At 43.9% G+C, this 19,930-nt stretch carries 14 protein-coding genes; 2 read left to right on the top strand and 12 right to left on the bottom strand.

Annotated features, from left to right (window positions below; genetic code table 11):
- Positions 1–98: 98 nt before the first annotated feature.
- The 11 genes from AC1DRQ_RS10775 to AC1DRQ_RS10725 form a co-directional block, all read right to left on the bottom strand.
- Positions 99–719, bottom strand: coding sequence for an alpha/beta hydrolase (locus AC1DRQ_RS10775; protein ID WP_477424283.1), 621 nt, complete (start codon positions 717–719; stop codon positions 99–101).
- Between the two features lie 285 nt (positions 720–1,004).
- Positions 1,005–1,940, bottom strand: coding sequence for a ring-cleaving dioxygenase (locus AC1DRQ_RS10770; RefSeq protein WP_429398051.1), 936 nt, complete (start codon positions 1,938–1,940; stop codon positions 1,005–1,007).
- A 412-nt stretch (positions 1,941–2,352) separates the two neighbouring features.
- On the bottom strand, positions 2,353–3,147 hold the full coding sequence (locus AC1DRQ_RS10765) for an FHA domain-containing protein (RefSeq protein WP_477424281.1): 795 nt from the start codon (positions 3,145–3,147) through the stop codon (positions 2,353–2,355).
- A 12-nt stretch (positions 3,148–3,159) separates the two neighbouring features.
- Positions 3,160–7,305 carry an FtsW/RodA/SpoVE family cell cycle protein gene (locus tag AC1DRQ_RS10760; RefSeq protein WP_477424280.1) on the bottom strand — a complete coding sequence of 1,382 codons (4,146 nt, stop codon included), beginning with the start codon at positions 7,303–7,305 and terminating at the stop codon, positions 3,160–3,162.
- A gap of 2 nt (positions 7,306–7,307) precedes the next feature.
- Positions 7,308–8,738: a PP2C family protein-serine/threonine phosphatase gene (locus tag AC1DRQ_RS10755; protein WP_477424278.1), complete on the bottom strand. Its 1,431-nt coding sequence runs from the start codon at positions 8,736–8,738 to the stop codon at positions 7,308–7,310.
- A gap of 90 nt (positions 8,739–8,828) precedes the next feature.
- Entirely contained in the window at positions 8,829–9,791 is a 963-nt protein-coding gene (locus AC1DRQ_RS10750; RefSeq protein ID WP_429398058.1) for a hypothetical protein, read from the bottom strand.
- Between the two features lie 41 nt (positions 9,792–9,832).
- Positions 9,833–11,275 carry a serine/threonine protein kinase gene (locus tag AC1DRQ_RS10745; protein WP_429398060.1) on the bottom strand — a complete coding sequence of 481 codons (1,443 nt, stop codon included), beginning with the start codon at positions 11,273–11,275 and terminating at the stop codon, positions 9,833–9,835.
- A 286-nt stretch (positions 11,276–11,561) separates the two neighbouring features.
- Complete coding sequence (locus tag AC1DRQ_RS10740) at positions 11,562–13,805, bottom strand: glycoside hydrolase family 20 protein (protein ID WP_477424277.1); 2,244 nt, start codon at positions 13,803–13,805, stop codon at positions 11,562–11,564.
- Positions 13,806–14,075: 270 nt separating this feature from the next.
- Positions 14,076–14,909: an N-acetylmuramoyl-L-alanine amidase family protein gene (locus AC1DRQ_RS10735; RefSeq protein ID WP_477424275.1), complete on the bottom strand. Its 834-nt coding sequence runs from the start codon at positions 14,907–14,909 to the stop codon at positions 14,076–14,078.
- Entirely contained in the window at positions 14,906–15,352 is a 447-nt protein-coding gene (locus tag AC1DRQ_RS10730; protein WP_477424273.1) for a Fur family transcriptional regulator, read from the bottom strand. Before AC1DRQ_RS10730 ends, AC1DRQ_RS10735 begins: the two co-directional genes overlap by 4 nt.
- A 94-nt stretch (positions 15,353–15,446) precedes the next feature.
- Complete coding sequence (locus AC1DRQ_RS10725) at positions 15,447–15,839, bottom strand: MerC domain-containing protein (RefSeq protein WP_477424271.1); 393 nt, start codon at positions 15,837–15,839, stop codon at positions 15,447–15,449.
- A 139-nt stretch (positions 15,840–15,978) separates the two neighbouring features.
- Between AC1DRQ_RS10725 and AC1DRQ_RS10720 the strand changes: the two genes are divergently transcribed.
- Positions 15,979–16,611 (top strand): phosphatase PAP2-related protein, encoded by a 633-nt coding sequence (locus tag AC1DRQ_RS10720; RefSeq protein WP_477424269.1) that lies wholly within the window; start codon positions 15,979–15,981, stop codon positions 16,609–16,611.
- Positions 16,612–16,716: 105 nt separating this feature from the next.
- Positions 16,717–17,919: a GTP-binding protein gene (locus tag AC1DRQ_RS10715; RefSeq protein ID WP_477424267.1), complete on the top strand. Its 1,203-nt coding sequence runs from the start codon at positions 16,717–16,719 to the stop codon at positions 17,917–17,919.
- 8 nt (positions 17,920–17,927) lie between these two features.
- Here the strand turns inward: AC1DRQ_RS10715 and AC1DRQ_RS10710 are convergent, their stop codons facing one another.
- Positions 17,928–19,532: a gluconokinase gene (locus tag AC1DRQ_RS10710; protein ID WP_477424265.1), complete on the bottom strand. Its 1,605-nt coding sequence runs from the start codon at positions 19,530–19,532 to the stop codon at positions 17,928–17,930.
- Positions 19,533–19,930: the final 398 nt, after the last annotated feature.

Raw genomic sequence — 19,930 nt, 5'->3', positions numbered from 1 at the left:
TAAGGTAAGCTAACGTGCTTTAAACATTGCCTTGTAGTTGATTTAAAGCGCAAAAAAAGAGCCATCTCTCAATGGCTCTTTTTTTCTTAAGGATTTGCTTATTTTAATATTCCGTTAGCCAACGCCAATTCTTCGCCGGTTATAGTGTGCGGACGGGTTTTATAAATTTCGAGGGTTACATTTGCATGGAGGCCCTGAATTATAGCTACACTTTCATTTACGCGGCTCACCGGTACATGCGGGTCAGGGTCGCCGGTGGTGATGAATATAGGGGTTTGGTTAAAATCACCTTTGTAATTATCATGGATCAGTTTTTCGCCTATCAATCCACCGGTAAAAGCTATTATGCCACCGTAGCGGCCCGCATTGCGGGTCACATACTCCAGGGTTAAACAAGCACCCTGCGAAAAACCCAGGAAATAAATATTTTCCTGAGCTATTCCTTTTTGTTTGATATCCTCTACCAATTCGCCAATAACCGCCAGCGCCGAATCAAGGGCGGGCTGGTTATTACTTACCGGTGCCATAAAACTGTAAGGGTACCAGCTATGTTCTGTTGCTTGTGGTGCAAAAATGGCATAACCATCAAGCTCCAGGTGATACTGTAATGTTATAATACTTGCTGCTGATGCCCCACGGCCATGCAGCATAATGATGGCTTTTTTAGCCTGTTCAACGGGTGTGCCCGCTGTAACTATTTGTTTATTGTGCGTATACATGATTGTGCTGTGCAATTAAAATTCTGTGTGTTCTTAAAGGCTGTGTGCGATTCCCCTGGGGAGGGGTCTGTTAACAAACCCTATGTCATTTCGAACGATAGAGAGAAATCTTCTACGACTTTTCATACGAACTTTGCATGGTGTAGAAGATTTTTCGCTATCGCTCAAGAGATAGTTTCTCTTTCGCGCCTCCCTCATTCCCTTCCCCGGCTCTATCGAAATGACATTTTTTTTAAAAAGATGTGTACACATCGAAGCTCTCAAGAGGGAAATAAAAACATTTAATTATACTAATGATGGCAGTGATTTTTCCAACTCTTCGCGCATGTTTTCATACTGAGCGGGCAGTTTAAGGCCGCTGCCTAATTGTTCAACCGGCTCATCAACTGAGAAGCCAGGGTTATCTGAAGCCAGTTCAAACAATACGCCTCCTGGTTCACGGAAGTATAAAGAGTAAAAGTAGTTCCTGTCTATCTTATCAGTAATATGTAAGCCCAGGTCGGCTATTTTTTCACGGTACTGCATTAATATCTCATCATTTTTAACGCGGAACGCCACGTGGTGAACTGAACCTCCTGCAACATGTCCGGCTACCTCCCCGGCTACCTCAACCAGGTCAACTATGGCAGCGTTATCCACCGCGTCGGTTATAAAACGGTAACGGTTTACATGTTGTTCCAACAGGCGGTAACCAAACACATCGGTTAGTATTTTGGCAGTGGCTTCAATTTTATTTGAAGTAATGGTAATGTTATGAAAACCACGGGTAGCATTTTCTGCTTTAACATCCGCTGTTTCCCATGGCAACCGGGTATCGGCAGTTTTAGGCACAATCAGCTCCAACTTCAAACCATCAGGATCAAGAAAAGTAAGGTATTGCTCGCCAAATTTTTCGGCGGGTTTGTTGTATAATATGTTGTTAGCTTCAAATCTTTTCAACCAGAAATCCAAACTGCCCTCAGGTACRCTGTAACCAATTTCAGTAACCTGACGTGCGCCCCTGCGACCCGGAGAAATACCTTCCCACGGGAAAAATGTAAGGATGGTTCCGGGGGTACCTACCTTGTCGCCATAATATAAGTGGTAAGTATTCGGATCATCAAAGTTCACCGTTTTTTTTACCATTCTTAAACCCAGTACCCTTGTATAAAAATCATAGTTTTTTTTGGCAGCGCCTGCAATAGCAGTAATGTGATGTATGCCGTTTATTGTATTTTCCATTGTATTCCTTTTCAAATCAAAAATTAATAATTGTTTTAATTGATGATTCAAATTTACCCCGGAAAACAACGATTACACTTGATGTAGGATAAGAAAAAAGGGTGGTAGGTATTTTTTGGCAAATGGCACAGGAGACTCACCCCGCCTGCGCTTCGCTGGGCGACCCTCTCTGCGGCTTCGCCGCAAAGAGGGTTAAGGAGGAAAAATAAGTTTGTCATGCTGAACATAGTGAAGCATCTATTATTCGACATGCATGTTGTTGAGTAGATCCTTCGTTCCTCAGGATGACAGTTAAAATGAAAAACTTTTTAATCCCCTCTTTCCGCCGAAGGCGAAGAGAGGGTGACCAAGCGCAGCGATGGTCGGGTGAGTCTAATCAACAATCTTCATAACTTAATTAAGGTATGCTTGCCTACCCCTCAGCTTTAGTACTAAATAAAAACACTGCCGATTCGCCCAGGATCACCTGGTCGCCCTCGTTCATTGGGTGACCGATCTGCGTGGAGTTTAATTTGATCATTTTGCCATCGGCAGCTATATGGATCTTGGTTTTATTGCTTGGAGGCACCCCTCCTTCATCGGCAAATATCATAAAGCGTTCAGCATCTTTGTCCCATTCAATATGGGCATGTTGCCTGCTGATGAACTTATTGCTCTCATCTGTACTGGCAGCCGGGAATATGAGTTTATTTATGCGGTACGATCCATTATCCGTAACCGATTTTTTATCTCTGCCTATGTTTATTTTATTGTCTGTAGCTTTTATCACATATTCTTCCTGCTCAGCTTCGCCGCTCAGTATCCTGATATAGGCTATCGCCGATGAGGCATTATGCATCACCTGTCTACGGGTATGCATCAGGAAAGCAGCATCGAGCTCAGGTATTTTGGTGGCCTCGATGGGTAATTCGTCTGTAAAAGAAACTTCAATTGTCCAGTCGGCGGGCAGGTCAAGCGCATAATCATCAGCTATTTTTTGTACCTCTTTCCTGAACTTCTCTTTTTCGTGCACATACACAGCCCCTTCGTACAGGTGTTTATCCTCGGGTATCGTGGCTATAAAAAGCAGCAGTTCTTTAATATGGCCGCCCTCACCGCCCTCTACCTTTTGCAGTGCTTCTTTTATAAAACGCAACAGGGCATCGCGCAAGCTTTTCACATCCCAGTCGCGTTTCTTTTTGTTATTGCTAAATAAATTAAATGCCATGCTTAATACTTTTTATGGATTTACTTCTTCTGTTGATGCGGTATCTTCCGGCACCTTTATTTCTTCTGATGACTGTACTTTTTCAGGCATCACTACCTTTTCGGGTATAAAGCTTTTCATATAACCCTTTTTCAGCAAGAAAGGTATTACGTGATTCCCTGCTAACCTCACCGCATCTGATGATCCCTTGGTTGATTCAATACGAATACAAACCACCATATTGCCGGTGCCTTTAGCCTCGGGTGCAAAAAACACATACCAGCCATCGTTTACACTTTTATTTTTTACAATACGCTCGGGCGTACCGCTCTTACCTGCCACAGCTATATGCAATATAGGTACTTTTGGCGCACTTTGCGCTATCATATATTGTTTGAGCAGGGCGGCGTATTCCGGTTTCTCGGCCAGTTTTATACCCCCTTTTACAGCCATTACCGTATCGTTAATTTTCAACACAAAACGGTTGGCGCGTAATATACCATCATTTGCCACGCCCGAGATTAGCCTGGCTACTGCCGCGGGTGTCGCGATCAACTCACCCTGGCCCCATGCCATACCCGATATACCTTTAGCCCTTGTTTTATGAATATTATTAGGATCATAACGCGGCTTGGTATTAAACTCGGTTTTACGCCACAGATTGCGCCATTTTTCTTCCTGCTCATCATTCTGAACCGGTTTATTATAATAGTAGCCGCCTACACCATGCAAAAACATCCCGGTTTTTAAATACAGGTTTGCCATATACTCTTCCAGGTGCTGCTGGTTGGCCAGCTTTATAAAATATACGTTGTTTGATTTGGCAATAGCCCTTTCCATACTGATCATCCCGGTTTCATCGGGTTCAATACCTTTGGTACGGATACGCTCGTTCATGCTTACATGATATACAACATCTGCCGCGCTCATACCTAACTTATTAAATGCCGACATGGCCGTTAACACCTTGGCCGTTGAACCCGGTTGCGAAGCATACGTAAAACCAAGATCGGTAGTGGTCATCCAGGTAGCTAATTTATTCTGATCTGCCTGCGGCATGGTCAGTTGATCCCAGTTACGCACCGGCGGTAAAGGGTACACTGCCGATGCCAGTACATCCCCTGTGTTAGCCTCCATCACCACAACCGAAACCCGATTATCCAACAAAGCTGTATCGGCAGCTATGGATTGTTGTATACTGGTTTGCAGTTCGGCATCAACAGTAAGCTGCACGTCACGGTTCTTGTTTTTAAATGCCGCTATTTCGGGCCCGTTTATATCGGCCAGCAGCAATGGGGCCAGCGCGCTATAATCTCGTTTGCTTACGGTCATCTCTTTCATCCCGCGAGGTAAAAACCGGTCTTCCTGAAAACGGGATGCCTTTACATTATAGCTGGTTACGGGCATTTTAAAACCGCGCAGTTCGGCGGCGTGCTCATACTCGGCAAAGTAGCCGTTGGTACTGCCGTTAAATACACCGGTATTGTCATCACCCGTCCAGAAAAACATCTGCTCCTCGAAAGGATAAAACCTGTCCAGCCGCTTGTGCATGGCCGAATCCAGATCATAATGCATCAATCCCGTAGCGGCTAATTTGTCTTTTTGCTTCTCTATCAACTCCGGCTTGCTGGTAGCCAGGACCAGGCCGTTACGATCCAATAATGAACCGGCCTGCAGCTTGTTCATCAGGATAGCAATGCGTGGGTTATAGCTAAACATGCGCAAACCGCTTTTATCGGCCACCAATGCTGGCTTCACCACCCAATGTTTATTATCGGCGCTATAGCGCGATACATTTACGGTGAGTAAAACCACTGCGGCCAATGCCGCGGCCAATGCGGGCACTAAATTTTTATCCTGCTGCTTGGTGATAAAGCTCATTTGTACCGCCGTACCTTTTACAGATGATACAGACAGCAAAAAACCCGCAGCCACCATATTGATTACCAGCGATGAACCACCATAACTTTCAAAAGGCAGCGATACCCCCGACAGTGGCAATGCACCTATGGAGCCACCGGCTATCAGCAAAAACTGCACAAATGTACAGGTACCAATACCCGCACTAAGGTAAAACAACAAAGGCGTACCTGTTTGCCGGCCTATAATGATAGACCGGTGCAGATAAAGCAGGAACAATATAAATACAGCCGCCATGCCCGCCCATCCAAATTCTTCACCAATGGAAGGCAGTATCATATCGGTATGTGCTTCGGGGATGGTTTTGGCAAAGCCCTGCCCTACACCCGTGCCACTTAAACCGCCGCCTGCCATGGCCCAAAGACCATTAGCTACCTGGTCGCCACCATATACTTCATTGTTCCAGGGATCTTGCCAAATGGCTTTACGTTCTACCAATCGCTCTACCGGACCGGGGATAATTTTATCCAGGCCAGGTATTTTATCAATTGTTAAAAATGCCGTGATCACGATCAAAGCCATAAATGCCGATTCGCTGAGCAGGCGTGGTTTTAAAAATGCTACCAGGCCCCAGATCCCGAATGTGATGGCCGCGCTGAGCCAAACGTTTTCAAAAAACCAGGTGGCCAGTACAAACAATATCACATAACCAGCCGTATGCAGAAAATCGCCGCGGGAAAAGGAGAACAGGATGATGAATGTAAAACAGATCACCATGGCCGGACCTAAATCGCCCAGTACCAAAAACAACAGCAGGGTAATAATAGTGGCTATCAGTGCAAATGAAAAGAACGACCAGCGCTTACCCCAACTGGCGTACTGGCTGATGAACTTTTCGTTAGCGGCAAAAAAACCAGCCAGGAATATCACGATCAGATATTTCACGATCTCACTTGGCTGAAAACCCAACAGGTTCACTTTTACACCGCTACCCTCGGGCCCGGTACCAAATAAAATGGTGCTGAACAATATGCCCATAGCCACAATAGCCCAGGGCCAGCCATTGGCCGCGCTGCGCACGCCTTTAAAAAACAATAACCTGTATAAGGTAGAATCGGCATTAAAACGGCGCAGGTTAAATAACTGCAGTATGCAGATACCACCAACGCCAATACCAAGATAAACAAGCGTGTCTTTAGCTAAAAACCTATCGCGTAGCGGATCTTGTAATGATAATAACGTAAGGAACGAGATACCGGTTAACAGCATTACTAAAGGCAGTATTAGTTGGTCGGCCTGTGGATAGCGGCTGCTGAGTAGCAGGTGAATAATGATGAACCCTGCAAAAAAGCTGCCGGCAATTACCAAGTACCATTCATTAAAATCGTCTTGTGTACGTACTATAAAGGCACCCTCTTTTTTGAGGATATTAAAATCGCGGGTGGATAGCAGCTTAATGCTATGCGGCAATTGGAAAAAGTTGAGTGTTTTATCCTTGTTTAGCTCCACAACGCCCTGCGAACTGCCAAACTCAAAACCCGGCTGCAGGGGCAGTACTTCAAAAGCCTTACCCGTAGGCAGGTTTTTAAATTCATAATTACCGCCGGCATCAGTACGGGCAAAGGCAGTAAGGGATTGCAGCTGGCGCTTTTTGTCGGCATTAATAACGTAAACCTTTTTATAGGCTTTGGTATTTTCGGTGGTTGAGCCTTTTGATCCGGTTTCCTCATCAGAGTAAATACTATCCTGCGGTAGTATCAGGGCCAAACGTACCAATACACCGGCTACTGGTTGTTTTTTATTTTTGATTGTTCCCCTGATGCTGTATTCGCCCAGGTTAAGATCGGTTTGTGTAGATATTTGCGGCGGGTGATTTCTTTCCTGCGTAAAACGAACGGAATCATCGCCGGTATAACCCAATAATGAGCGGGATACGATGACCCGTTTTTTGAATGATTCGCCGCCATTTGCAAATGCATCATCGGCATTTACATAGAATCTGCGTTTGTTGAGCTCCCCGGCATTATCAAACTCCTGGCCGGCATTTGCTTTGGCTGCTATAGTTGCCCTAATGTAGTCAACATCTTTAGGGTCATCAAAATAATATCCTTTTTGCAGTAAAGCGGCAACATTGCGGGCGGTATTTGGCGCGTTCAAATTTACAATGGTACCGTCCCTAAGCCGTTTATCAACATCAACAAACTTTTGCTGCAGCACAAAATAAAGCTTACCAAACAACACAGCCAGCACAATACCGGTCAGCAATAAAAATAGCCGCTCCATTCCCCTGCCCGGCGCCTTTGGTGTACCTTGATCCATTATTATTTAGTGGTTTTTGATAAGGTATCGATCTTGAACAAGCCACCAAACAACCTGCCCGAAATATATTTTTTATCGGGGAAAATATAGGAAGTTTGCACCGGCACCATGCAATTGTTAAATACCACATGCTTTAATACCAATGCATCATTACGGGTAGCAATGGCTACCTTAAAACCTTCGAACGATACACTATCAAGCACAATGTATTTACTGTTGGCCGCAAGGGATATTCCCGGACCGGCATAGGTAGAATCGCGTTTAAATATGATATTTCCTTTGGCCTTAATATACAGGCTATCCTGATTTATATGCAAAGTATCGCTCAATATAATAGGTTGTTTAAAATCAGCATCAGAAAGTATCAGCGTACGGCCTTTTAGTTTATTGATGGTGTCCTGCAGCCTTATTTGATCTGCATTCTTCACCTTTACAGGGGGCACTGCAACCACTTTTACCGGGGTTTGCGTTAGTTGATAGTTTAACCAAAATTGCCATAAAAAACCCGTTAATGCTAAAGCCAGCAATATAAAAAGCACCACCATAGTACCGCGGTTGCTTTTTTGTTTTACAGGTACTGTTAATGGGCCATCGGGCAATTTAGGTTGGGCCAGGGGGTCAATTATTTCATCAGCAGCCTTTGCAGTGGTGGCCGCGGGCCGTGTAGCACTATACTTGCGTGGCGCCTTGTCATTTTGCACCAGCACTACAGTTACGTTGTCTTTTCCACCTTTACTGTTGGCAGCATCTATTAATTTTTCTCCTTTATCCTGTATGGAGCCACTGCCTGTTAGTATAGCTTTAATCAGGTTTTTATCAACCATATCGGTAAGGCCGTCGCTGCAAACCAGTAAGGTATCGCCGGGTAAAAATGGAGATTGCCCGGTTTCAACAAAATCAGGGTCATGCGCTATCTGCGGGTTAAAACCCAGGGCCTTGTTAATTTCATTCCGTTTGGGGTGATCCATAGCAGCCTCCTCGCTAAGCCGGCCAGAATCTTCCAGAAAACCAACAAAGGAATGATCCTTTGATATTTTTATCAGGGAATTATCGCGCAGCAAATACAAGCGGGTATCACCCACGTGGGCATAGTAAAACAGGTTGTTTTGAATATCAATCACGGCAAGCGTTAATACACAAGCCATGTTTTCCAGCTGCTTATCCTCCAGCTTTCTATCATAGATCCTTTGGTTGGCAATTGTAATGGTATTTACCAATAAAGGGACAATGTCACCAGCAATGTATGATAGTTGCTGCAATATGCAATCGCGCGCTATATCGGCAGCAACTTCGCCCCCCACATAACCACCTACGCCATCAATTACACAGGCGATAATGAAATTGCCATCATCGGCTTTTTGGGCAATAAAGGTATCCTCGTTATTATCCCTTTGCTTACCAATATCTGTTATTCCGAAAAAATTATTTGCCATGGTTTTTACTGGAATTTTTTATGTCGATAAAGTGAGCCGCCAATAATAAAACGCATATTGCTAACAGCCCAAATGATAATATTTGTGACATTATGCTTCAGGTTTAAATATGTTGATGCCTATTATACCATTCAGTAATATTTTTGAGTTAAAAGGYAGATCGACCCATTGTGGTGAGTTTACATCGCTTTGAATTACCTCCTGCTCATTGATCAGCGTACGCTCACCAAATGACGCTAAGTAAAGCTTGCCATCGGCTTTATTGAGGCGGATACGCAGATGAGGGGTATTCACCCAATCGCTCGGCACTTTAAACACGGCTGGTTCCTCACGAGTTTCCTCATTGCCCGATACTACAATATCATCGTCCTTCATCAGGTACTCCACCTTGCGGCCCACGAATTGCTTATCGGGCATTATGGTATCCAGCCGGGCTAATACTTTTTCGCCGGGCTTTGCTATTTCCTTCTCGTTATAGTGCAGATCATTAGCATAAGGCAATTCATAATAGCCTTCGCTATAGTAGGTAAAGCCTTTTAATATCTCATTGCTGATATCCAGTGTTTGCGCCACGCCGGTATGCCGTGGGATAAACGTTACACGCAGGTTCTCTTCTTTTTTACTGCTGCCCGGTAACAGCTTGCCTATAAAGCCCTTGTCGCCCTTGGCATAATCAGGATGCGAAACCAACCTGAACACCCATTTGGAGCTGGAGGGCTCTACCTTTTTACCTACCTCCTGGTGCTCACGCAACAGCTCATAAAACTTTTTTACTGATTCATGAACGATAATGCCAAAAAGCCCCGACCGGTTGTTAATGAATTCCTGGTAATCCTCTTCGTTAAAGCTGATGATATATTCGTGGTAAAACACTACACGATCAGCAAATGACAGCTGACCGATAGATTCTTTAAATTTTTCGATAATGTACATGTAAACATCATCGGGGGTAAGTGCCTTAATAGTTGCGGCGGCGGCATTTGCAGGTTTCCCATTAGGCAAAAACCAGTCCTGCAGCCCTATCTTTTGCCAAAACGTTGATTTTGATTCCATTCAGTTATATCCTTTAAATTAACTGGTTAACGCTGTCATAATTAAAAATTCAAATTGGAGGTATCCTTTGTTTTAGCACTATCGCGATAAAATTGAGGTTCCTCGGCAGCCCCGGGCTTTTTATATTTCATTCCCTTCAGTATTGAGTCGGCCTGCGAATCAATTTCTGGCGGAATGCCAGATTCATCCCTGACCGGTGTAGTATCATCCTGCACAGCTGTATCCGCCTTTTTTTTAGGGACAGTGAAGCGGGTAGTAACTGAATCGGCCGGCTTTTTTGATGGCTTAAAAATCCTGTTATATACGCCATGGTATATCCTGTCGCCAAATTTGCTCAGTACCACTGCCGAAAACACAGTAAAACCACACAGCATGATCATAAAGAACACAAAAATAGGTTTTGACATGCGCACCAGTTTCCCGTTATCGGTAAACTTATCTGCACCGGCGGTCAACACAGGTTGGCCCTTACTATTTTCGGCTTCCTGGTAGTACAAAAGCAGACCTTGCAAACGTTCGTTCTCTTTTAACAGAACTGACGCGTTCCAGGTATCATCTTCCTGATTATTACCTACCGCCGAAATACTGCTATACATCAGGGTTTCCTGCAACTCAATACCATTGGTAAACCTATTTTCAGGGTCTTTCTCCAGGCATTTGGATACTACCTGCAGCAGCCATGCAGGCACCAGCATTTCATGTTCTTTCTTTTTATCGGTCCAGCTTTCGGGCAGGTTGGCTTTGCGCAGCTCCATTACATCGGGCACGGGCGTTTCCATGTGGGCAAGCATCACAGCGTTGCGGGAAGTTTCGCCATTATCATGCAGCGGGAAAGGCACCTGTCCTGCTATGAGTTCATACAGAATAATACCATAGCTGTACACATCAGTCTGGAAATACATGAGCCCCTCGTTTTGCTCGGGGGCCATAAACTCAATGGCGCCGGCATGCCTGATACTGGTACGCCGCTGATCATCAGACATAGCCGAAAGACCAAAATCAAGCAGTACATAGTTGCCCGTATGGATGTTGAACTTTACATTATTGCTTTTGATATCGCCATGTTTTACCGATACCTTGTGACAGTGCGATAAAGCATTGGCCAGTTGATCGGCCAGTTTGATGATCTCTTTTATAGTAAAAATTGGCTCGTGCGGAGGTTTTAGCAGATCCTCCAGATCAGGACCATCAATGTATTCCATTTCGATAAATGGAAACGAACCGCTTTCGGTAATGCCCGAATTTAAGATCTTAACTACATTGGGATTAGGTTCTTCATTTACTTTTTTTAGTTTTTCAACTTCGTTCTGAAAATTCCTGAAATTCTTATCGTCGGTGCTTTCGGTGTGAATGGGCGTTGGCAATAATTTTACTGCAGTAATGATAGGGCCGTAACGCCTGCCTTTATAAACTGAGCCTTGTCCGCCCGTTCGCAAAGCCCCCATATTCTCCAAACCCTCGGTTATTGTAAATACTTTGCTCATTGAGTAATTATCCTTGCGGTGCTATCAGCGTAAAATAACATCATATTTAATATTCTGTTATTTGAACATAACGCACGCGTTAGTGTTTGGTATAAAAATAGGAAAAAAAATATGGGATGAGGATTATTGATTTGCAGATGTGCAAATTGTATGATGTACAGATTATTTGTCTGAACCGGGATTAAAGGGATTTGTCTGAACCAGGATTTTTAGGATTAAAGGATTACCAGGATAAAAAATCATATTAATCCCTAAATCTGTTTAATCCCGGTTCAGACAGCCCTCTTTAATTCACCATCAGTTCATCAACCAATAGCCAGGCTTTGGCACCGGCAATGTATTCGCCGGGGGGGATGATGCCTTTATTAGTTCCTTTTATCCTGATATATCTTGCCTGTACGGGTTTAACGGTTGCCCTTACCGTATTGATACCATTGGCATTAAAGGCGGTTTGCCTGTAAACTTCGGTATAGGTTTTTCCATCAGTAGATACTTCGAACGTGAGCACCTGTGGTTCCCACATTTTTTGCCAGTGATATTTTAATACATTGATACCCAATTGTGATACTTTTTGAATCGCCCCCAGGTCAACCACAGCATCCAGATCATCTCCGTTGAAACCGTACCACTGCCCATCATTATATAATTTATTACCAAACACACCATTCACCAGTCCAAATGTATTTCCTGTGTTATAAGCGCCTTGTGGCTGGTTGGTAAGTGTTATTGTTTTGCCTACTGCTTTATGCAGGTGAAAATCTTTTTCAAACACACGCCCATATTGTTTCCCAACACTGAATACGGCTGCCTTTATCTGGCCAGATGTACCAATGGTAAACGGTTTGCTGTACTTTTTGCTCTTAGAGCTTGGTAGTGAGCCATTAGTAGTATAATAAATTTGGCTTCCGGGCAGGGTGCTGTTTAAAGCAAGCAGTACTTTATGATCTGATGATTCGGCTACACTGTCGGTAATTTCATCAAACGTGTTTGCCGCGTTTACATTGAATTGTTTCAGCAGAGCCTGTTGATAACGTAAGTGTTTCAAAAAAACTGTATAATCCTTATTTTCTTTGGCCGTCCACGCTATTTCTGATAAAGCCAGCATCCTCGGGAACAACTGGCGCTCGGCCTGGGCGGGACTGGCCATGTATTCGCTCCAGGCATTGGCCTGTACGCCTTTGATATATTTTGCTTCATCGCCAGAAAGTTCTTTGGTTAAAGGTTCATAATTATAAATTTTACTTAAAGGATTATAACCGCCCCCAGCTATCGGTTCACTGGGGTAAAGCGACTGGTAATAATCAAGATAAACATATTTTTCGGGCGTCATGATAGCATCATGATGTTGTTTGGCAGCGGCAATACCGCCCTCTTCGCCCGTCCAGCTCATTACGGTGGCGCCGGGGGTTAGGCCTCCTTCCAGAATCTCATCCCAACCGATGATCTGCCTGCCTTTACTGTTCAGGTATTTTTCCATACGGCCTATGAAATAACTTTGCAGCTCGTGCTCATCCTTCAAATGCTCGTCCTTAATGCGCTGCTGGCATTTAGGGCAGGTTTTCCATTTTGTTTTGGGACACTCATCACCACCTATATGAATATATTTCGATGGGAAAAGTGGTAGCACCTCATCCAGCACATTTTGTAAAAAAGTAAAAGTTTCTTCGTTTCCGGCGCAATACACATCATCAAAAATACCCCAGTAGGTAGCGGTTTTATATGGCCCGCCTGTACAGCCCAATTGCGGATAAGCAGCCAGTGCAGCGAGGGCATGACCGGGCATTTCAATTTCGGGGATGATGCTAATATGTCGTTCCATGGCATATTTTACCACGGCTTTAACTTCTTCCTGCGTATAATATCCGCCATAACGTTTACCATCAAAACGGTGTGGACTATCTCTTTTATGTCCAACGATGGTTTCGTCGCGCCAGGCCGAAATGCTTTGCAGCAGTGGGTATTTTTTTATTTCGATGCGCCAGCCCTGGTCGTCGGTAAGGTGCCAGTGGAAGGTATTGATCTTGTACAGAGCCAACAGGTTTATCCATTTTTTGATGGTTTCTACCGTAAAAAAATGGCGACTCACATCCAGGTGCATCCCCCGGTAAGCAAACCGCGGATGATCTTCAATAGAGCATCCCTGAACAGTAATTTTCCCGTTGGATGAATGCAGTAATTGGATGAGCGATTGCAAGCCATAAAACACACCGGCCTGGTCGTGCCCGGTAATGGTGATCTGTTTTGCGGTTACTGATAATATATAGCCCTCTGGCTGTATAGCTTTAGTTGAATCAATATTTAATTGGATGGATGAAGTAGCTACTTTTTTGCCGGTTGCCAGGTTATACCCGGCAATTGAATGAAAATATTGATTGAAGAAAATCAGGTTATCCGGACTTATATTCGCTCCAATAGTTATGCTTGTTGATGGTGTAAAGCTGAACACTTCATTGGTTTTCTCTACCTTAAACGGCTGCGGTATAATGCCCTGTTCTTTAATTTGTGCATGGGTGCCTTGATGAATAAGCATCAAACAGCAAAATATACTGCATACCGTTTTTAAAATAAACTTACGGGAATTAAGCGGGTTGACCATCGGCGTTGAATTGTTAAAGCCGAATATAGTTGTTTATGAATGAATTGGAATAATAAAGGCATTTTTTGCATTGTACATCGAAGTTCCCCTCTTGAGAGGGGGCGCATAAGGTAGTGTGATGGCAGGGGTGTGTTTCGTCGCTTATAAAGAGCACCCCCTCCGCCCCTCTCAAGAGGGGAATCGCACTTCCCTGTGCAACTTAAACTACATCGCCCCGATAGCCTTGCGGTAATTGTTAATGGCTGTGATAATGGATTGCACAATTTCGTTTTGCCCCTCGGGAGAGTTCAGGTAGTCTTCTTCCTCCGGGTTGTTGATAAAACCCGTTTCGATGAGCACGGCCGGCATGGCGCTATGGGCCAAAACCAAAACGCCCTGTTCTTTTACACCAGCGCTTTCGCGGCCGTTGGTATCCACAAACTCGGTATTCAGCAGGTCGCCAAAAAGGATGCTTTGCTTACGGTATTTTTGTATATAGGCATTAAGTATGATGAGGTTTGAAGGATCGCTTTCATCATAACTCTCATAGTTTTCCTTATAGTTTTTTTCAATGAATATGGAAGAGTTTTCACGTACTGCTTCTTCCTGTTCCTTTAACCTGTGAAAACCATAAACCAGCAGCAATACACCCCGCCTTTTATGCGCTGAGGAGCCAGTGCCTTCGGGCGATGAGTTGCAGTGGATGGAAATAAACAGGTTGCCATGATTCTGATTAGCAATAGCCGACCGCTGGTTCAGCGGAATAAAAGTATCATCTGTGCGGGTCATGATAGCATTAACACTGGTGATCTGCGAATCAATAGCCGCTTTTAGTTTTTTGGCTATGGCCAGGGTCACATTTTTTTCAACCGAATAAGAGCCCCGTGCCCCCGGATCTTTACCGCCATGCCCGGCATCAATAATGATAGTTTTAAACCTAAAAGTAGATAAAACAGGTATAGTATCTCGCGCAGGGGTAAAGGCGCTAAAACAAAAAAACAGCAATAAAAGCCCGCTGTTAATGATAATTATTCTGGAAATCCTGGTGGTAAAGTTCATTTTTTAACAGCCTTTTTACTGCATTTTGGGCATAAGCCGGTGGCATACAAGGTAAAACCTGTGGGTTCAAATCCATTAGGTAAATTTATGGCAGGCAGGTGCATATCATCTAAACAATAAACGTTTTTACAATTGGTACAGTTAAAATGCAAATGCTCATCGTGGTGATGCCCTTCATTGCAATTGGATGTGCACAGTGCATAATTGGCGGTACCATTTAAATCAAACACTTTATGGATGATGCCCTTTTCTTCAAACGCGTTCAGGATACGGTAAAGCGTAACCCGGTCAATATCGTTCATCACACTCTCCAGGTCGGGCTGTGAAGTGGCAGCGCTCCTTGACGACATCATGGATAAAACCCTGAGCCGGGGGGCAGTTTTTTTTAAATGATGCTTGTTCAGCAAATCTTCAAAATGAAAATTATTGCGGGTTTGTGCCATTTAATTTAGTAGGTATAACAATACAGGATACAAATTTAACAAGAATAACCAATGGTTTAAAATAAGGTGTGGTTAATTAGTAAAAGTTTAACAACTACCTGATATTGTGCCTGCAAGTCCTGGTACATTTATAGTTTACAAAATGCGCAATGGCAATAAGCAATCCACCAGCAGGTACTACAATCCCTTCGGCCCACCCTTTTATGAATGCATGACCCAGCATAATAATTACAAAACCTGTTATCAGTAAAAACAATGGTAGAGGTTGCCGGTGGGTACGCAGGTAAGATAAGCCAATAGAGTACACCCCTATCATCAACGCAAAAATGATCATCCCCCACTCTACCCAGGCATTGGCCAGAAGACCAAGACCAAGCAGTGGCAAACTGGTAAATAATACCGGCACCACAGCGCAATGTATGGCGCACAAGGTTGAGGCGGTTATCCCGATGTTATCAAGTCGTGAAGATGTTTTTTGAAAATCCATGTGATGCAAATATAAATTAATGCAACACAATTGCATTAATTTATATGTATTTTTATCGAATTTTATTTTAACTATTTAGTAACAACTGCTTAATATTGACGTCAATAATTATTTTGCAACTATTATCTATTGATAAACTGTGGCTATAACAGCGCTTTATAAATTAAAACAAAACTGGCAAAATGCTTATGACACCAGTTTAAAACGCCTCAAGCTATTGATCGGTGCCATACTGATCGTGGGTATTATCAGTACCATGCCTTCTTTTTTCAGGGGTATTGAAAGTAGAGGCGGCTTTGTTCTTAACGACCGGGTATTGGCCCACCTACCAGCCTATGATGTATCAATATTAATTTTTACTATTATATGGGGCATGGGCATATTAATGCTGGTAAGGATCATGTATAAACCAGCCATTTGCGCAACCTATCTATGGACATTAATATTTGTTTGCATTGCACGGTTCATATCTATAAGCCTGGTAAGGCTTGACCCGCCTGCCGGTTTAGTACCGCTCACTGATCCGCTTACAGGTTGTTTTTATGGCCATGCCGCCATCACCAGGGATTTGTTTTTTTCGGGCCATACCTCAACCATGGTCATGATTTATCTTAATCTCGAAAAAAGAAGCGATAAGGTCATCGCCTTCATAGCTGCTATTGTGGTAATGTTCCTGCTGCTTATACAGCATATTCATTATACGATGGATGTACTGGCCGCTCCTGTTATAGTTTACTGCTTATACCGGTTTACCCGTTCGCTCGATCTGTGATAGGATAGGTCTACCTATTCATTATACTTTCTTTGTTTATTTATTAAATGCAACATAATTGCATTTAATATTTTAATCTGCTATGTTTGCTTAAAATAATTGCAGATGGAAAAGAAATTACCTGTAACCGTATTAAGCGGTTTTTTAGGCAGTGGTAAAACAACTTTATTAAATCATATCCTGCACAACAAGCAGAATTTAAAGGTGGCTGTTATAGTTAACGATATGAGCGAGGTGAATATTGATGCCCGCCTCGTGGCCAATCAAAAAACATTATCCCGTACCGAAGAAAAACTGGTAGAAATGAGCAACGGCTGCATTTGCTGCACCTTACGCGAGGACCTGATGATAGAAGTAGAGAAACTGGCCAAAGAAGGCCGTTTTGATTACCTGTTGATCGAAAGCACCGGTATATCAGAACCTATTCCTATTGCCCAAACATTTAATTTTGCCGATGAAGCCGCCGGTATCGACCTGAGCCGTTTTTCGGTACTGGATACCATGGTTACCGTGGTGGATTGTTTTAACTTTTATAAAGATTTTGGCAGTTCGGAGTTGTTACTTAACCGTGATTTGGTAGATGACCCCGGCGACCGCCGCACCATTGTTAACCTGCTTACCGACCAGATTGAGTTTGCCGATGTAATATTGCTCAACAAAACCGATCTGGCATCGCCCAAACAGGTAAAAGTAATAGAGGCTTTGATCACCAGACTTAACCCCGGGGCAAAAATATTACACACCGAATTTGGAAAAGTTGATCCTGCCGAGATCTTGAACACCGGCTTGTTTGATTTCGACAAAGCCTCACAATCTGCCGGGTGGATAAAGGAATTGAACGGCGAGCACACGCCCGAAACAGAAGAATATGGCATCAGTTCGACTGTGTTCCGGTCTAAAAAGCCTTTTCATCCGGAAAGATTTTATCATTACCTGCACTATGATTTTCCGCAAAACATTATCCGTTCAAAAGGTTTGTTCTGGATAGCATCAGCCCCCGATGATGCGTTAAACTTTTCGCAGGCGGGTGGTTCATCGCGATTAGAGAATGCCGGAGTTTGGTGGGCCAGTATGCCTTATCAGCAACGTATCAGATATAGTGACTTTGTAGAGAACCGCGAATTCATTGAAAAGGATTGGTCAAAAGATTTTGGCGACCGCCACAACGAACTGGTATTTATAGGCGAGCAATTAAACAAGGCGATGCTGATGGAAGAGCTGAGTAACTGCCTGATAACTGATGCCGAGCTAAAAGATTTTTTAGCGGGAAAAAGTTTTGCTGACCCTTTTAACAACCACTCCAGTTAATACCTCTGTTATATATCCAGATCATGCATCAGGTGCATAGAATCTTTAAGATCCCGGTACAGCTTTTTATATACGCTAAATAATTTGCTGTACCGCTCATGGTTTTGGCTATTTGGCTCAATAACTGTTTCACCGCTAATTTCTGTTAACCGATTATAGCTTTCAGGGTGCAACACCTGCATAGCCAGATAAATAGCGCCTACGGCCGATGCATCCTCGGGTTGCAGTACTACCAGTTTTTTACCAGTGATGTCGGCCAGGATCTGTGTCCACACGCCGGAACTTACAAAACCGCCGCTGATATTAACCTGGGTGATATTTACCGAAGCGTCTTCAACGGTTTTAAGTACATCATAGAGGGCAAAGCAAACGCCCTCAAGGGAGGCCCTTAAAAAATGAGTACGGCTATGGGCAGGCTTGATATTAAAAAAGGCTCCACTGCTTTTTGTATCCCAAAGCGGTGCACGTTCGCCATACAAATAGGGTAAAAATATCAAACCATCGCTTCCGGCAGGTACAGTTTCAATCGCATTAAATAGTTCATCATAATCAGCAGCCGACAGCTTTTCCTTTTGCAGAAAGTTTTTCAGTAACCAATTAATAGCTATGCCACCGTTGTTTACCGCTCCGCCACACACAAAAGTTCTTTCATTAAGCAGGTAATTGAAGGTCATACCCTCAAAGTTGTAAACCGGTTTGGGACTGGTGATGCGCACCGCGCCGCTGGTACCAATGGTAAGGGCGGCAATGCYCGGTCCGGTGGTATGGCTGCCCAAATTGGCACAGCAGCCATCGCTGGCGCCAATGGTAAAATTGGTTTTTTGCGGGATACCCAACATTGCGGCTGTAGCCGCATCCATATCATCACGATAATAGGTGGTATTTTCTGGTCGCGACAGTTTATCTGCAGATACACCTGCCAGCGCGCAGGCTTCGGCGCTCCACTCCAGCTTTAAAATATCAAACAAACCCGTTGCCGAAGCAATAGAGTAATCAATCTGAAAGCTATTAAACAACCTAAACCATATAAATTCTTTAACCGATATAAACTTATGTGCCTGGGTAAACAGCGTCGGTTTGTTGGTACGCAGCCAAATCAGCTTGCATAAGGGCGACATGGCATGTATTGGCGTTCCGGTGATACGATAGATCTCCTCACCCTGGTCAGAATCTCTTAAACCTTGCGCAATGTTCTCGCTCCGTGCATCAGCCCAGGTTATCATAGGCGATAAGGGAATACCCTTTTTATCAACCGGTATAATACTGTGCATGGCGCTGCTCAGGCTCACCGCCTCTGGTGCATAACCTATCTTCACTACAATTTCCTGCAGGCATTTTACAAAAGCGTCCCAGATCAATAAAGGGTCCTGTTCACTATAGCCTGGCTCAGGGCTGTTAATGGGATAATGATTTTGCACTACGCCCAATGCCTCGCCGGTTAAAGTTACAGCTACCGCCTTAGTGCTGCCTGTGCCAATATCGATGCCTAAAATATATGGTTGCATATCAGGCCACAAAATAGGATTTATCTTGGGATGCAGGAAATAAATAGCGAAAGCCTCACTCTGGCCCTCTCCTTTGGAGAGGGAGTGAAAGCCAATTATTAATAACATGAAAAGTAAAGTCCTCTCCTTTGGAGAGTAATAGCCCATGAAAAGACAGACGACTATAATTAAACGCGGTATCGACTCACCCCGACATCGCTGCGCTTGTCATCTCTCCCTACGCTCCGCGCAAAGAAGGGACTTCAACATTTTTTTTCTTTACCCTCTTTGCGGCGAAGCCGGAGAGAGGGTGGTCCAGCGAAGCGTAGATCGGGTGAGTCAACTGTGGACGGTATTATTTCCCTTCAAAGTTTGATAGCTGTCTTTTCATGGGCTATTACTCTCAATAGAGGGCCGGGGTGGGCCCCCGCCACCCCTTCCTCCAGCTGAGATTTCCATGACAGTCCATGACAGTTCCCATATTTTTAATCTCTAAATTAGCTTTACCAATATAAACCAATTAGTGT

Source organism: Mucilaginibacter sp. P4_E8, assembly GCF_056401495.1.
This window is presented reverse-complemented; position numbering and strand designations above follow the sequence as displayed.

What these genes read in the sequence shown, in the direction of transcription:
- AC1DRQ_RS10775 (WP_477424283.1), bottom strand. Translation starts at nt 719, where the DNA reads ATGTATACGCACAATAAACAAATAGTTACAGCGGGCACACCCGTTGAA.
- AC1DRQ_RS10765 (WP_477424281.1), bottom strand. Translation starts at nt 3,147, where the DNA reads ATGGCATTTAATTTATTTAGCAATAACAAAAAGAAACGCGACTGGGAT.
- AC1DRQ_RS10760 (WP_477424280.1), bottom strand. Translation starts at nt 7,305, where the DNA reads ATGGATCAAGGTACACCAAAGGCGCCGGGCAGGGGAATGGAGCGGCTA.
- AC1DRQ_RS10755 (WP_477424278.1), bottom strand. Translation starts at nt 8,738, where the DNA reads ATGGCAAATAATTTTTTCGGAATAACAGATATTGGTAAGCAAAGGGAT.
- AC1DRQ_RS10745 (WP_429398060.1), bottom strand. Translation starts at nt 11,275, where the DNA reads ATGAGCAAAGTATTTACAATAACCGAGGGTTTGGAGAATATGGGGGCT.
- AC1DRQ_RS10740 (WP_477424277.1), bottom strand. Translation starts at nt 13,805, where the DNA reads ATGCTTATTCATCAAGGCACCCATGCACAAATTAAAGAACAGGGCATT.
- AC1DRQ_RS10735 (WP_477424275.1), bottom strand. Translation starts at nt 14,909, where the DNA reads ATGAACTTTACCACCAGGATTTCCAGAATAATTATCATTAACAGCGGG.
- AC1DRQ_RS10730 (WP_477424273.1), bottom strand. Translation starts at nt 15,352, where the DNA reads ATGGCACAAACCCGCAATAATTTTCATTTTGAAGATTTGCTGAACAAG.
- AC1DRQ_RS10725 (WP_477424271.1), bottom strand. Translation starts at nt 15,839, where the DNA reads ATGGATTTTCAAAAAACATCTTCACGACTTGATAACATCGGGATAACC.
- AC1DRQ_RS10715 (WP_477424267.1), top strand. Translation starts at nt 16,717, where the DNA reads ATGGAAAAGAAATTACCTGTAACCGTATTAAGCGGTTTTTTAGGCAGT.